13 protein-coding genes and 1 pseudogene are annotated in these 15,557 nt (G+C 40.1%); 7 read left to right on the top strand and 7 right to left on the bottom strand.

The window, feature by feature from the left end; all coding sequences use genetic code 11:
* Positions 1-1,077: 1,077 nt before the first annotated feature.
* Together V7K61_RS24040 and V7K61_RS34220 are read left to right on the top strand one after the other, a co-directional pair.
* Entirely contained in the window at positions 1,078-1,755 is a 678-nt protein-coding gene (locus V7K61_RS24040) for a hypothetical protein (protein ID WP_335057164.1), read from the top strand.
* On the top strand, positions 1,713-1,853 hold the full coding sequence (locus tag V7K61_RS34220) for a TOBE domain-containing protein (protein ID WP_442936359.1): 141 nt from the start codon (positions 1,713-1,715) through the stop codon (positions 1,851-1,853). Before V7K61_RS24040 ends, V7K61_RS34220 begins: the two co-directional genes overlap by 43 nt.
* Positions 1,854-1,918: 65 nt before the next feature.
* Here the strand turns inward: V7K61_RS34220 and V7K61_RS24035 are convergent, their stop codons facing one another.
* Complete coding sequence (locus V7K61_RS24035) at positions 1,919-2,677, bottom strand: HesA/MoeB/ThiF family protein (protein ID WP_335057162.1); 759 nt, start codon at positions 2,675-2,677, stop codon at positions 1,919-1,921.
* Positions 2,678-2,917: 240 nt separating this feature from the next.
* On the opposite strand from V7K61_RS24035, the pseudogene V7K61_RS24030 reads away from it, so the two are divergent.
* A pseudogene (locus tag V7K61_RS24030) lies at positions 2,918-3,129 on the top strand (substrate-binding domain-containing protein); the annotation flags it as partial.
* A gap of 157 nt (positions 3,130-3,286) precedes the next feature.
* Here the strand turns inward: V7K61_RS24030 and V7K61_RS24025 are convergent.
* Entirely contained in the window at positions 3,287-4,732 is a 1,446-nt protein-coding gene (locus tag V7K61_RS24025) for an iron uptake porin (RefSeq protein ID WP_335057160.1), read from the bottom strand.
* Positions 4,733-5,028: 296 nt separating this feature from the next.
* Here V7K61_RS24025 and V7K61_RS24020 point away from each other — a divergent pair, with 296 nt between their 5' ends.
* Both V7K61_RS24020 and V7K61_RS24015 read left to right on the top strand, forming a co-directional pair.
* A complete protein-coding gene (locus V7K61_RS24020) occupies positions 5,029-5,184 on the top strand; it encodes a hypothetical protein (RefSeq protein ID WP_335057158.1) in 156 nt (51 codons plus the stop codon).
* Between the two features lie 94 nt (positions 5,185-5,278).
* Positions 5,279-6,139: an alpha/beta fold hydrolase gene (locus tag V7K61_RS24015; protein ID WP_335057156.1), complete on the top strand. Its 861-nt coding sequence runs from the start codon at positions 5,279-5,281 to the stop codon at positions 6,137-6,139.
* 181 nt (positions 6,140-6,320) lie between these two features.
* Here the strand turns inward: V7K61_RS24015 and V7K61_RS24010 are convergent, their stop codons facing one another.
* From V7K61_RS24010 to V7K61_RS23990, 5 genes are all read right to left on the bottom strand, one after another.
* Positions 6,321-7,367, bottom strand: a complete 1,047-nt coding sequence (locus V7K61_RS24010; RefSeq protein WP_335057154.1) for a D-alanine--D-alanine ligase family protein — start codon at positions 7,365-7,367, stop codon at positions 6,321-6,323.
* A 159-nt stretch (positions 7,368-7,526) separates the two neighbouring features.
* Positions 7,527-8,948, bottom strand: coding sequence for an ATP-grasp domain-containing protein (locus tag V7K61_RS24005; RefSeq protein ID WP_335057152.1), 1,422 nt, complete (start codon positions 8,946-8,948; stop codon positions 7,527-7,529).
* 198 nt (positions 8,949-9,146) lie between these two features.
* Positions 9,147-9,980, bottom strand: coding sequence for an O-methyltransferase (locus V7K61_RS24000; RefSeq protein ID WP_335057150.1), 834 nt, complete (start codon positions 9,978-9,980; stop codon positions 9,147-9,149).
* Positions 9,981-9,984: 4 nt separating this feature from the next.
* Complete coding sequence (locus tag V7K61_RS23995; RefSeq protein WP_335057148.1) at positions 9,985-11,214, bottom strand: sedoheptulose 7-phosphate cyclase; 1,230 nt, start codon at positions 11,212-11,214, stop codon at positions 9,985-9,987.
* A 1,707-nt stretch (positions 11,215-12,921) separates the two neighbouring features.
* A complete protein-coding gene (locus V7K61_RS23990; RefSeq protein ID WP_335057146.1) occupies positions 12,922-13,572 on the bottom strand; it encodes a hypothetical protein in 651 nt (216 codons plus the stop codon).
* Between the two features lie 419 nt (positions 13,573-13,991).
* Between V7K61_RS23990 and V7K61_RS23985 the strand changes: the two genes are divergently transcribed.
* Together V7K61_RS23985 and V7K61_RS23980 are read left to right on the top strand one after the other, a co-directional pair.
* On the top strand, positions 13,992-14,375 hold the full coding sequence (locus tag V7K61_RS23985; protein ID WP_335057144.1) for a pentapeptide repeat-containing protein: 384 nt from the start codon (positions 13,992-13,994) through the stop codon (positions 14,373-14,375).
* Between the two features lie 343 nt (positions 14,376-14,718).
* Positions 14,719-15,210, top strand: coding sequence for a hypothetical protein (locus V7K61_RS23980; RefSeq protein WP_335057142.1), 492 nt, complete (start codon positions 14,719-14,721; stop codon positions 15,208-15,210).
* Positions 15,211-15,557 lie beyond the last annotated feature (347 nt).

The following is a 15,557-nucleotide window of genomic DNA, read 5'->3' as shown; positions in this document are numbered from 1 at the left end:
ATCGCCTCTCCCTGAAAAACTAGTTCTTTTATACTACTTTGGGAATTTCAAAATGGGGGTTAATACTCTATTTATTTCAAAATGAGAATTGCTGCAAAATACATCAAAGTATGCCAACTGAGTAGTCACAATTTTAGTGCCAGACATAGATGCCAAAGTAGCGGAAGCCAATAGCAAACTTCGATCCGCATCCATAAAAGTATCCATTGAGCGACGGGGAAACAAACTTTGGTTAAGGGCGAATGGCACTAAGAAAAGCCGAAACGCTTGTGGTTTTATGACAATTTTGAATACTCTATACTCTGCTAACTGCCTTTTGTATCGCTAGGTTAATTCAGGAAGATGTTCCTTACCTAGATTTGACAACCTACGGACTTTGCATTGGCAAACAACCTGGTGAAATCGAGTTTTCTACCCGCGATCCGATGACCATTTGCGCTACTAAAGATAAACCTCATCTATGTTGAAACCTAGAGTTTTTTAAAAGATATATTTATGTAGGTTGTGTGGAGTGAAACGCAACCCAACATTACCACCAAATTTTATGTTGGGTTACGCGATCGCTGCACCCAACCTACAAAACTACGGTTCTCAAGGTAGACGAGATTTAAAGAGTTTATTAACTTGATAGTTACCTATTTATAAGGAAAATAACGACAGCTTAGTTTCTCTACAATATTAAGCTGAACTATTTTAAAAAGAAATAAAAATTAATTTTGTTCGTGTTTGATTACTATATTAGTTGGTATTCTCCTCAATAAGTTGGTATTATCTTAATTAGATTACACAGATACACTTATCCATTTGGAAAAACGCAAATCTAACAAGAGGTTTGCGACTAACTTTGGCGTCAAGATTCATTAGTTTTTAATATGAGTTATTAAAAACTAGCTATTTAGTAGCGTTCTGTAAGGAGTTGAAAGTTTAACCATAGAACCGATTTTCTTTTTATCTAACAGGATATATTGTCAAATTGCTCAATTTTGGCAATAACCATACTAATTTTTGTTGAGCAAACAGCTTTGAGCAAAACTATCTAATTGTTTCAATATTCAATAGTAAACGGAGAAATGTTTTATGCGTTTTACCCGCCAGTTACCCATTGCGTCTTTAATACTATCGATACTGGTTATATGGCAGCCTACTTTAGCTGACTCCAGGAGCAATCTTCCCTGGGGTCGAGAAGAAAAAACACCTTCTCTCTGGGATAAAAATAAGTGTCTTGGAGGGTTTTCAGCAAGTTTTCGCTTGGGTGGAGAACTCAATAATCCAACCACGTATAACTTGCAAAACCTGAAGAATTTGCGAGATGCTTTAAAAAAACAAAATCCAGCATTAGTTACTGAAATCACTGTCAGCTTTCAAACAGGCTCAGGGCCACGAACAGAAACATACTATGGAGTTCCCCTATGGGAATTGATTAATAATCCGAAAGCCGGAGGTGGTCTAAAATCTGGGAATTCTGGGGTGAATTCTAAAAACTCTTTTCTGAGGCAATATGTTCTAGTTGATGCCACAGATTGCTATGGTGCAGTCGTAGCTATTGGTGAAATTCAACCTAACTTTGAAGGGAAAACAGTGCTAGTTGCATATGAAAAAAAAGGTAGTGATGGTAAAGTCGTGCCTTTAATAGATGAAGGATTTGCTCGTTTAGTAGTTCCAGGTGACAAAGCTGGAGGTCGTTACGTTAGTAATGTGAGAAATATCGTCATATTATCTGCTCCTGCTTCTCCTTTGAAACCAAAATATTTCTGAAAACCCGTCTGATTTCGGTAGAGCATCTCCAACTTCAAGAGGGAAAACAAGCGATCGCTATGATTAAAGCGTCGGATGTCATAATTGCTACAGAATAGCTCGAAATGAGTAGATAAGTTGTGGCGATCTGCTTATAGAGCGATCGCTACGACTATACAACTATTTACGAATTTTCCGAGCAAGAACTACTACCACACACCAGACAAGAAGGATCGTGATAAGAATGTCGTTTGGCAAATTCCATTCGCATCAAGTCGATTGTCAGCAGTTGTGACAATAGGGGTTGACTAAACTTAGTAATCAGCTTTATTACTTCTAATGCACTAAGACAAGCTAGTGTCCCAGAAACAGCACCGATAACCGCAAACCCACGCTGATTCCAATCTGGCTTTTCTGGGAACAAGCATGATAGACAAGGAGTGACACCAGGAATAATCGTCGTCAGGTAAGCTTCCATTCCGTCCATTGCAACTTCCACCATTGGTTTTTGCCAGCGCACGCAAGCCTGATTGAGCAAGTTCCGCTCTGTGAAATTGTGGGCGCAATCAACAGCTATATCAGCAGATTGCACTAAAGAGTCTACGTTCTCTTTTGTAACGTAATCATGAACTGCTTCCACTCGAATATCAGGATTAATAGCTTGCAGAGTTTCTCTGGCTTTGAATACTCTTGGCTTACCTACCCAATCATTTGTCATCAGAACCTGACGATTCATATCATCTAGCCGTAAGTCACCACCCCGAACTAGGATTAGCCGCCCAACACCCGCTACTGCCAAATAAAGCGCTGATGTACCGCCTAATCCCCCTACACCTGTAACCAAAACCGTTGCGGACTTCAAGCGCTTTTGTGCTGCTTCTCCAAAATTGGGAAGCATCATTTGGCGGTGATAGCGTTCTAACTCACTGGGTGTTAAGTTCATCGCTTTTTATCTCTTTATCAGTCGTAAAATCTACCACCTAGTTGGTAGCAAGTATTGTATTTGTCTATACACTTTTCTAATTTAGTACCTGTAAAGTTGGTATTTATTCCAGGCACCATTAAGAGAGCTATGTGCAAATATAGCGATTGTTGCTCTTTGTCCTGGGTTGAATGCCCAATGAAATAAACCCTACAGCAAAGCTGTGGGGTCTTTGAGGTATATTGCTTTCTGGTGAGATATACAGGAATGGCTGATGCAGGAATCAGTACGGCATCTATAACTACTGCCTTTGGGTTGGGATTTATTCCCCTTCTAGTGCGCGATACGACTTGGTGATTCTCAAAGAATACTTGGAACAATCACCAGTACAGCAGTTTATCAAAATCTTGGGACATCGGAAGCGTGCGATCGCAATCCTATGCAGATATTTGGTGATGTGGCTAATAGACTAAATAGCTTTGGTTTAGCTTATCTACATATTATTGATAGGAAAGTTGTAGTACAGAGTTACCTACCCAATCACTTTACAGGGGGCAGTTTGATTGCCCCCCTTAATAGAATCTCAATAATTACTTTAGCCTACGGCAATAATTACGTCTGATGATTTAATTATGGCGTGCTGGTTTCTATCCCATAATGATTGGCTGAAGTGGCAATACCAGCACCAAATGGGGTATTAGCGAAAGCGCTACCATAAGCTCCCGAAACGGAAACATCATTATTACTACCAGTAAAGTAAGAGTGTGCATAGCTCAAAGCAAAAGTTAAGTTTTGGTTGGGCTGGAATGCTAATTGAGCTAAAGCACCATAACTACCGTCAAATAGACCTGCACCAGCACTGGGATCGTTAGCTCTTCTAGCAAGATAACCTCCAGATAAAGTAATCGCGTCGCTCAATTTAAAGATGGCGCTGACTCCTGAACCTGTATTACTAGCAGAACCTGTGTTACTGGCGCGGTAAATAGGGGAGAATCGACCAAACCGCGAAAGAGATCCAATCGGGGTTGAGGACAACAAAGGGTTAATAGTGTTGAAGTTGTCGTAAAACTCCCCACCAATAGCATCAACAATCACATTGATTTTGTCACCTACCGGGAAGCGATAATATAATTTGCCTAGTACAATAGTGTTGTCGTTGTTCCCGTCCCACGATACACGGGTCATGTTTGTACCTGTGACTGCCCCACTAAAAGCTGTGGTGTTGTTCGCTTCTAAACGGGTAAATAACTGGTCTTTGCCAGTGAAGCTACTAATTAGATTCAAGCGGATGCGATCGCTGAAAATCGCATTGTCCTGAAGCCTTCGTCCACCCGATGCTGTATACTCGTTAGCTCTTGCAGCCTCTCTAGCTGTACCCGCAGGAGCTGCTTCAATTCTTCTCCAGCGATCGGAATCTAGCGCTCTATCCCCACCAAACACACTCCCAACCGAGAAAATTATTTCTGCATTTAACTTGGTAGTAGTCGAAAATTGTTGATTTTCCAGATTTGCATTACGAGCTTCCAACCCATCTATCCGTCCGCGTATTTCAACTAGTCCATCAGCGAATTCTTCTTGCAATTTTCGCAAGGTTTCTAAGTCTTCTTTTGTGACTAAATCTGCTGTGCTAGTAGCAATCAATTCATTAACCCGATTCAGACAAGCGTTAAGACCTGCGGCAAACTCATAACGAGTCATTGCCCGATTTCCTTGGAAGCTGCCATTAGGATATCCAGCTATACAACCGTAGCGCTCAACTAAAGATTGTAAAGCCTGGAAAGCCCAATCTGTAGGTTGTACATCAGATAGTTGAGAGACTGAAGTAACCTGACTCATGACTGAGTTCGGATTTTTGCTGCTGCGATCGTTGAACTGCTGGCTCTGGTCAGATAAAGTAACGTCGATAGGTGCAGTCAAAACAGCTTGATTATCTGTTTGAGCAACCACACCTTCTTTTGCCTGTAACTGAATAGTCTGCATATCTGCTGGAATAGCTGATGCACCTTGAGCATTGATCAGACTAACTGCTAATAAGATTGGAGCAATCAACAATGAATTATGTAAAAAAACAGACATTAACCTCACACCTCAAATACTATTAGACCAACTTGATTACTAAAGTTGTTGGTACTAAAAAACACCCGATGCACTATTATTACCAGGTTTTTAGATTTTTACCATATAAGTTGGTAAAAATCTGACAAAATTTAGTCAGTAACGGCGCAGTCGTTGGTAACAGTCAGTTATAAGTGCTAATCTGTGATTTTTTACCAGTTTTTTTGGTTACTAGGTCGCTAGATTGGTAAATTATGAATTGATTAAGAAAAAATGCTTGAGAGACAGTTAAGTAAGCAGACGCAATTAAATATAAGATGTCATTGCGAGCGGAACGAAGTGAAGCGTGGCAATCTCAGTCTTTGCGATTGCTTCACTTCCTACCCAACTCTTGGAGAGGCTGCGCCAACGGGAACGCCAAGGGCGAACGCAATGATGAACTATCTTATATTTATTTAGATCCACCTACTTAACCAAATAATTACTAATTCATAATGGGCTACGTCCCGCTGCGCTAACCTCATTCATAATTAGGCATAAATCACGTAATTTTATACAATCCCGAAAATGCGAGCGAAAATAAGAGATACAGAGATTTTCTTTGATGTGGAAGGTTCTGCATTAGTAGTGGATGGCGCGAGCATCTGCTCTAAACCTGTGGCCTTTCTAATTCACGGTGGGCCTGGTGCAGATCATACTTCCTTCAAACCAACCTTCTCGACTTTAAGCCAAAAACTTCAACTAGTCTATTTTGACCATCGCGGTCAAGGAAGGTCTGCTCGTGGACCTAAAGAAACCTATACTCTAGACAATAATGTTGAAGATATGGAAGCGTTGCGCCAACACCTTGGTCTGGACAAAATCGTTGTGATTGGCGGTTCTTACGGTGGTATGGTGGCTCTGACTTATGCAGTCCGCTATCCTCAGAATGTCTCTCATCTGATTGTGATTGCCACGGCAGCCCATAGTGGCTTTTTAGAACGGGCTAAGGAAATCCTCGCATCAAAGGGAACTGAAGAACAAAAAACAAGCGCTCAACGGCTTTGGGATGGAAACTTTGAAAATGAAGAACAGCTAAGACAGTATTTTCAAGTGTTGGGATCAATGTATTCGCTAAAATATAATCCCACCACCTCAGCCATTGCTTGGCAGCGGAATATTCTCTCAGTTGATGCGATTAATGTTGCTTTTGGCGGTTTCCTCCGCAACTACAATATTCTTGACCAGTTACACAAAATTAACGCACCTACTTTAGTGATTGCAGGTCGGCATGACTGGATTTGCGCCCCAGAATTTTCTGAAGAAATTGCTCAGGCAATTCCTAATGCAGATTTGAGAATTTTTGAGAATAGCAGTCATTTAATCCGCGCAGATGAGCCTGAAGCACTTTTGGATGCGATCGCGGGTTTCTTGGTTTACAAACGTTAGAGTAATATCATGTCCGGCTAATTAGTTATAATTCCCAAATCTATGCAGAAAGCTCTTGGCGTACCCCTACAGCTAGGTGCAGCGTTTCGTAGAGAAGCGATCGCAGTCTCAACCGACTCTTAATTAGCGATCGCTCTCTCACCCACTACAAGCAGGAAAACCTATGCTGAGAAATTCACGATTAATTCTGCAACACCTTTTTATTACTGCCCAAAGTTTCATTGATAGCCGTGATTAATAACTCATTTAAAGGGATTCCCGCTGCTTTTGCCATAGAGGAAATTACACTTTTGGGTGCAAAAGAACAATACAACCCGGCTTCTAAAAACCAAGGTTCTCCCTTTGGGTCGATGCGGAAGTCAAATAAACTGTAATGACGACAACCCAAAGCCTGATGACACTTCTTAGCAACTTGCTGAACCTTTTCGGTAATCGGGTCGTTAGGGTCTACAATCCAAGACTTCTTATTATCTTTAGCAGCAAAACCCAAGTTGCCATCGTCCGTTTGTTGGAGTTTATCAGCATGGTTGCGGATGGGTTTGGAATGGGGGTCTAACAGATATTCTTCAAGGGGTAAACCCATTAGTTCCCCATCTCTGACAATGATACCGCATCTGACTTCTCGACCGAGTTCGATAAATTCTTCTACAATGACCTCCGAAGCATATTCAAATGCTTGCTTCAAAGCCGTGTCATAATCAGTAACATCTTTGACTAAGGCCATCCCTAAAGAGTTATCGGAACTTACAGGTTTAACGATCGCTGGAGGTGTAATTGTCGGAACGTCTCCTTGGCGAAGCAGTTCTCCACGAGGCACTTTTACCCCTGCGGCTTCAACAATTGCTTTAGCTCTGCCTTTGTGTGCTGTGATCGCCATGATATCTGGAGTATTGCCTACATAAGGGATCTTCAGCAGGTCGAATAGGGCGCGGTAGTGAGTCATTCCAGGAATACAAAACATTTGTGGTAACACGAGGTCAATGTTTTGGGCTGTTATAAACTCTATGGCATCAAACAGAGTCATCGGTTTGTTATCAGCAATGTCTTCCGGGCTGAGGGAAGGAGGAAATCGCCACTGGCGATCGGGTGTGATGTATGCAATCTGAAAGTCATAGTGCGATCGATCTGCCGTTGCCGCGAGACAGTCTTGGGCATAAAGGCGTGACAAATCACAGTAAAAATCATTATATGCAGACCCAACTAAATGAAGGATACGAAGTACTGACATTATTCATCTTCCTATATAGTATTAGAATTTATGTGGCGGTTCTCAGTTGAGTGGGCTATAAGAACCCCACCCCCAACCCCTCCCCGCAAGCGAAGAGGGGGCTATGATCTGCTGAATTATTCTTCAGTTACGAATTACGAATTACGAATTACGAATTATTTAATCGCCACCTAATTCCACCAGTTTGCCAATATTGAAGTCTATTTTTACCCATCCTTTGAGTTGTTGCAGATTCTTCAGCAAAAGCAAGGGAATCTGCCAATGATGCAAAGTCAAAAATGGTATGGGGTCATCAAGACTATAAATAGCATCAGTGCCCCGCAATAGGGTATTAACCGATGTTTGCAATTGTTTCCAGGAACGAATACCAGTTAGTCGCCAGATTTCGTGATATAGGAAGTAAGTGGGCTTGCTACTTGCTAGGGGTTCCAGAGGTGCAGCTAGGGGAGTTTTACCCAGATAAGCATCTGCAACGCCAGGGTGATTGTAGAACATTGTAATTGCCGAATGGGTACGGGGATTGCATTCAATGGCGTAAACTGTACCGTCTTCAGCTTGGATAAAGTCGAAAGAAACTTGCCCAGTTAGCGCCAAACTCTTGACGAAGTGTTGCACCCATTGACGGATTTGGGGATTTTCGACGTTTTCATAGTTGATTTGAAACGCAGAAGAGTTTGAACAACAATGCAATCTTAATTCCCCATCCCGGACTGTACTATGTGTGCATAATTCCTTACCAGGAATAAACTCTTGCATAATCCAAGGATTTTCTGGACTTATGGGTAAACTGTTGACAAAGGCTGCTGTCTTCTCTGGGGTGTCGCAGGGAAGTTTGGTTAAATTTAAACGGCGAACGGAGTCGTAATCAATACTTTTAAGAATATATTTGCGGGTTTCTTGACTAAAATCGAAATTGATAACTTGTTGAGGATCTGTGATTTTAAACGATTTGGGGACAGATAAGCCAAGCGATCGCGCCCGATCGGTAAAGGCAAATTTATCATCCAACATCTTGGTTATATCTGGATCGAAGTGGAAAACTTCGCAGTATTCTGATAATACAGGCTTTGCTAAAGAGTCATAATAGCTAGCGACAGGACTGCATACAGGTACATAAACGTCAACCTTTTCTCGTTTGACGATTTCTACTAGCGCCTGGATATAGCCTTCTGGATCTTCTTGCGGAGCCGGAACTGTATAAAAACGACTCACCGCTTTTGAGAATCTATGACCAGACAACCAGTATTTGTTACCTTCAATCAAAATAACTCTGTGCCCTGCGGCATGGAAGGAGCGAGCAAGTTGCAATGCTTTAGTCATCTTGGCTCCACTTACCAAGATAGTTTGAGGATGAGCAGCTACGACAGCTTTTTTCGTAAACGGCGAACGCCTACGGCGGGGCGGGGCCCAACGCACAATGCCCCACAGCAAAGATATCAATACTATCAAAGCATTGAACGGCAATGCTATTAGTAATAATGTCAGAGTACCGAGAGTCTTGAATAGAGCTACTACCTTTATGCTAACACCCGTTGATGAGGTTGGAGATTGAGGCAGAGATAAAGAAATTGATTGTGCCATAATTTTTTCCTTTGTGTTTATTAGACCTCTTGCAAAAATCCTTGAATCACCCCTCCCCAACCCTCCCCGTATGTATTGGGGAGGGGGCAAGATTTCAAGTTTCCCCCCAATATATCGGGGGGATTAAGGGGGGTGTATTCGACTTATGCAAGAGGTCTATTGTAGAGACGTTGCATTGCAACATCTCTACAAACTTCATTACACCACGCGTCTAATTAGCGTTACACCATCTCGGATGGGTAATAAAACTTGCTCTACACGAGGATCGGCGGCGACAATACGGTTGAATTGAGCGATCGCTTCACCGTTGGCGGTGCGTTGTTCTGATGGTAAGTAAACTTGTCCCTGCAACAAAGTGTTATCCACACAGATTAAACCGTCGGGAGTCAGTAAGTTACTATCCAAAATGGTTTGGAAGTACTCTACATACTCTTTTTTATCCGCATCAATGAAGATCAGATCGAATACTTCTTTTCTGGCAGCCAGCTTGTGGAGTGTCTCTAGGGCAGGTGCTACTTCCACAACGATTTTTTCGCCGTGGGGAGACTCACTAAAGCAAGCTTGAGCAAATTCAGCAACGTAGGGATCTACTTCGCAACCGATAAGTTGTCCATCACTTGGTAATGCTTCTGCCATTGCTAAAGCTGAATACCCTGTGAACATTCCTACTTCTAGAATGCGCTTTGCTTTGGTGATATGAACAAACATTTTCAATGTCTGTCCTTCCAGATGTCCTGAGAGCATCTCGTGCTCTAGTTGACGCACTGTTTCCCCATCGCTGAAGCGTTTGCTCCAGTCTTCAAGGCTTGTTTTTCGCGCTAATGCTGTCAATGCGCTCGATTCGGGCGTGGTGTAATCATCCAAGTAAGGATCTAAACCCGCCGCTAATTGAACTGCCTGCCGCAAAGAATCTAATATCTCTACGGGAATGTTGTTTTCTTCTGCTAATTTGAGAGTTTGCTGTAGCTGGGCTACTAAGATACTGTGTGGCGTTATCGGTCTAGCTGTTTCTCGTCCTAAAACACTGGTCATATTTTCACACCCCCACTAACTTGGCTTCTTGACTTTCAATGTATGCGTCAACACCTTTGCCGCCACGAGGATATTTAGCACAAAGACGTTTGTGTTCAGCTAGGGCCGCATCAAGTTCTTCACGAGTCAAATCGTTGGCAAAGAAGCACTCACCAATGGGACAAGGCATAGCTGCACGTAGCTTTCCATCTCGTGTCAAGCTTATAGATTGGGTAGCATCCCAGAGCAAATCCCCATCTAGTAGAGGATGATCGAGTGATAAACCGATACGACTCATCAAGTCTAGGATGCGATCGCGCTCTCCTGTGGGAATATAGCCGCGTTGTGCTGCAATGGTTGCAGACAAAGCCATATCTATATTGACCGCATGACCATGATATAGAGGTATCTGAGGTGCTAATTCTAAGGTAGGACTCCAAGTATGACCGTAAGCGATGACGCGATCGAGGTCTAGTTCATGCAAGTTAGGAGTCTCTAACTCCAACATAGTTTTGATTGCCTCATAGTTGACTTTATGAGCAATCTCTTTAATTTCTGGTGTCGCATTCACGTGTCCAAAGTGAGTGGAAAGCAGTTCTTCGCCATATTCGTATAGCAGTTCAAAGACTTCAGAGTTAGAAACTACCGCAATTTTTACCAACTCTGCCATCCCATTGCGAACTTGAGCCGTTGGCAAGGTTTTCAAGAATGAGAAATCTAGGATCACTTTCAAAGGTGCATGATATGCTCCCAAGCGATTTTTCAACTTGCGATGATTAACTGCTACCTTAATCGCCACACCTGCATCGATCAAACCAATCAATGTGGTAGGAATGCGAATATAGTTGCTCTTGCGACGGTAAGAAGCGCAAGCAAACCCAGCTACATCAGTAACTAAACCACCACCAACAACTAAGACTGGTTCTTTACGAACTAAGCCGAAGTCCGAAAAAGCGTCAACAATTTTTTCAAAGGTTGCGAGGGTTTTAGCTGGCTCTGTAATGATGATCGGAAATACTGTCAGTTCAATGTCATAGTGTTTAAAATATGACCTGATCTGATCGCCATAAAGTTCATGAACATTGGCATCAATTACAGTCAGACAGCGACCAAATTTTGCGTAGCTATCTGCAATTTCTCTGTTTTCAATATCAAATGCACCGTTCACATAGACAAGACTAAAATCGATTTTTTCGTAACCTTGCACGTGAAACGCAGCTTCAGTAGCTTCAAATGATGCTTGAACTTTATTCATTGTGTTGCCCTTATTCCAATTATAAAGATTGTGAGATTTCGGTAATAATTGCGATTTACCCTAATGAATGCCAGCAAGCAACCATGCTCTTTACCCTTTCAGATAAAAGACAGGACAAAATTAGCTTTCAATCAAAAGCTAACGCTTATTACTGACTGGTAATGTTTTTAAACAACACCATTCATTTGAGTAAATTCTGTAGATGGGTTAACCTTTAATTCGGCATAACCTCAAACAAGTCAAGTAGAGCCACTAGCAATATATTGAAATAATATTTGCCTGCTTCTTCTGTGGATTATTGACTTTAATTTTGGGAAATTCATCTGAATTCAGATTTATTCCACTATATCTAAATCTAGTGGCTTTCCAACTGTACGATTCCGCAAAAAATCTAACCGAGATAACTGATTGTATCGTTGATCTCCCAGCTTCAATTTTAGATTAGAACCCTGATTAATCGTTATTTCGCTGTTTATGAGCATTAGTCTCAAACCTTATATTACTAAATTCTCTACACTCTCTTTGCTTCAGAATAACAGTGGACTTTTAGGAAGTTTATCTGAATTTTTATTAACTCAACTATATTTGTCTCTAGCAACTTTCCGATCGTTAGACCTTGCAAAACTCATATCTTAGTAAACTACTGATATTATTTATCATTGTCTATCTCCAGGCTGACATTTGATATTACAGGCATGATTAATCTTCATCTCGCTGTTTTTTGCATTAGTCTCAAACCATAAAATGGCTTAAAACAAAGATGACTCACTGCATTCTGTTCATAGTGTCAGTACATACCTCATCTTCAGTAAATTTACTGCTCAGTATTTAATATACATACTTCAGCAACCCCTGAAGATTCAGAATTTAAATATCTGAGCTAATGGTAACAAAAGTTTAACTTTTTTAAGGAACAGTTGTGTATGTTAGAGGTTTCTAAGTTTGCTTAAATTGCTTTGTTAGTCCTAAATTAAGGCTTTTCAGGCTAAACCAGCAAATATTTTACTAGTAGTTTACTGAAAAGCTCAACACAAATCATAACATTAGAATAATATAAATCATAACATTTGTAAATATATTTAAGTCAATCCACCATGCGAAGTGTACTGAATAACCGGGTATCTACAAAAAAATATGTCTAAAGATAGATATTTTATACAACAAGATATTTTATGCAGTAGCTATATCTAAGAGACATCTGGTGAATTTAATGATGCGTTGCGTTGCCCGAAATCCGTCGCTTTGTCGGTTCTAGATGCACGTACATACAATAGACATCTTGCAAAAGTTACTTTTACAAGGTGTTGGGGAAAGGGTAAGGGAAAATTCCATACCTTTACCCACTTCTGCAAGAAGTCTAATGTTTCACTTTTGCGTGCATGGTTCACGGTAAGAGATCGCGATTTACCGGATGAATTCAACAGTACACTAATTCACATATATAGCAAAATATTGCCGATGCGATCGCAAGTGGCGTAATCTAAGACATCATGGAACATAGGCTGTTTTATATCATATCTGCGTTGAAAACTGACAACGTTACTGTTGTGCTAGATAGCTGCCAAAGGGGGGAATCTGTGAGTGCGATCGCTTAGTGACTTTACAATATAAAAAGTTGAGTATTTCTAACAGGCAAAATTTATTTAAAAGGTAATTTAAATAATCTTAATATTTATAAATTCAAAAAACTAATAATTGCTGAAAAATTTAGCGGGATAAACTTATAAGTCTGCTTAACCGTTGTAGGCATATCCTTGTAAAATATGTAAACCAAGTACTAATTCCTAGTAGCTTAAACGTGTCTTCTATGGCAATATGGATGTCAGGAAATATATTGTCACAAACAATTGATAATCCAAAAAAGAAAAGAGCAGATAACAAAATTAGAAATTCAGTTTTCTTCAGAATTGTTTTGAATTTAAGAAAAAACGTTGAGGCAATTGCAATGTATATTACGTAAAATACGCTTTCATTAATATCTAAATAATCAGGAAAAACACTATCATGAATTAAGAAAAAGTCATCAAATAGTAACAAACAGGTTATTAGCCCAGAAAACAAAAAGAATGATGAATATTCTTTCGCTCCAATATCTTTTTTAAGTACTATGTAACTAAATAGACAGATTGATGCCGAAGAACACCAAAGTAATATACCAATATTTGAGAAAAATCCCAGATAAAAAGGCATATTCATGATGGCAGATGGATCTCTTGTCAAATTTTCTGTAGGTACATTAACTTTTAATTGCAGGAATAGTGAAATTAAAGAAAATGGAATGATTGTTATTAAAAATGTTAATAATAAAATTTTGATTTGATGAATATAGCTTGATTTTTGAAGAACTAAGTTTGTCATGGGTTTCTACTTTGATTATCTAGGACACTTCTTGCAGATTTTTAAGTATTGTTGTTGGATAACTGAATATCTGCTATGAAAGTATTATTTTTTGCTCGTGTAAAAATTACTAGTAAGGACAAATGGGGTGTGTGACTGATAGGCATACATTTAGGCATCAACCAGATATTTACTAAACATATTTCAGTATTCGTTGGGCAGCAAAGAGTATCATTTTGAACTTAGACGATGATTTGGTTAAGAAGTTAAATGTCAAATACTTGATTTACAAGGGTCTAGAATTAAGATAAGGTTAATAAAACAAAAGCAACAAGTTTAGATTATTTCATACAGCAAAAAAATATTCAAGTTATTTGTGTCTCAATTTTTTAAGTTTTGATGAAGCTGACTATCTTAAATGTGCATAATCTAGCTTAGTTATGGATGCTAAAGAATTGCTCAAGCGTTATGCTGCTGGAGAAAGAGACTTTAGTGGGATGAATTTGCAAGAGGCTGACTTGAGTGGAGCTAATCTGAGCGGGGCTAACTTAAGTCGAGCTAATCTATTGGCAGCTAATTTGAGTGAGGCTAATTTGAGTGGGGCTAATCTCAGTTATGCCAAATTGAGCCTGGCTAGGTTCATTGGTACTAATTTGGAGGGTGCTAATGTGACTGATGCTGAGATAATTGGCGCCATATTTGAAAATGCCAACCTCAAAGGGTCTTACCTTAGTGATTTCGGTTACATTAACAATGCCTTGTTCCAAAATACTATTGTTGGTGATGGTAGGATTATCGTCGGGCCAGAGATAATTCATGGATGAATATTCTGGGTTACTCTATCAGCCAATAGGAAGCTAATCAAATAAGAATTTTCATACAGCAGTTTTCAAGTAGATGAGGTACAAAATAACTGAAGTGTCTGCTTCAACATCGGATATTGCTTGACAAGTTAATTTCGATAGAAAAAAATTGAGTATTTCTAAGCAGACAAAATCTATTTAAATTACTTTTTATAAAAACTTAAGATTTCTTAACTTAGTTTAAAAAATCTTGGTATTGACTTCAGAATATAAGAGCGATCGCTTTGTAAAGGTTAGTTGATATTAGTTGTCAAACTGCTGGTGAAGTTAGACACTAAAGAAATACAACACACGCAATTATTTTATGACTGCTATTTCTAACCTTGAATTCAAACGACCAATTTGGCAAACCGCGATCGTATTGACCTTGGGCTTTTGGCTCAGTTCTAGTCTAGTTTTAGACTGGGTAATTATGCCTAGCCTTTATCTTTCTGGGATGATGAGTCAAGCTGGTTTTACGACAGCAGGCTATACGATTTTTTGGAACTTCAATCGGATGGAATTATTATCAGCTGCTGTAGTCCTGACTGGGGCACTAGCTTTGAGCAAAACCCGATATCACTGGAGTATTGGTAGTATTGTTTTATCTGTGCTGCTGCTAACTATAGCTGTCCTTGATACCTATTTATTAACTCCGCAGATGTGCGCTATAGGAGTTCAACTCAACCTATTTGAAGCTGCTGCTGCCATTCCATCGACAATGAATTTACTACACGGTAGTTATTGGCTACTAGAAGTAGTGAAGCTGGTAGCTGGTGGTACACTTTTAAGCTGGTGCTGGCGGGAGCAATTTTAAGTAGATGGAGAAGTATAACGGTGAGAATGTCCACTTATAAATCTCACGCCAAAGACGCAAAGAATTTCTTTGCGTCTTTTCGCTACATATATCTTATGGGTTAATGAATACGATATTTACAAGAGGCTATAGCGGTTCTCGGTTGAGTGAGGTACAAGAACCCCACCCCCAACCCCCTCCCCGCAAGCGAGGAGGGGGCTAAAATGTACCTCATGTGATTAGGAAACGCTATATGCCTACGCGTACAATTTTGTATTTATATTGGTGACTTTTCAAACTTGGGATTTTTTGGGTGAATTGCTACCATAAAATGATTCAGTTTTTTATAAGTGTGATTCAATCAGCAG

This window comes from Nostoc sp. (assembly GCF_036918015.1).
Taxonomy (GTDB): Bacteria; Cyanobacteriota; Cyanobacteriia; order Cyanobacteriales; family Nostocaceae; genus Nostoc.
Note: the sequence above shows the minus strand (reverse complement) of the source record. Positions and strands in the feature narration are given on the sequence as shown.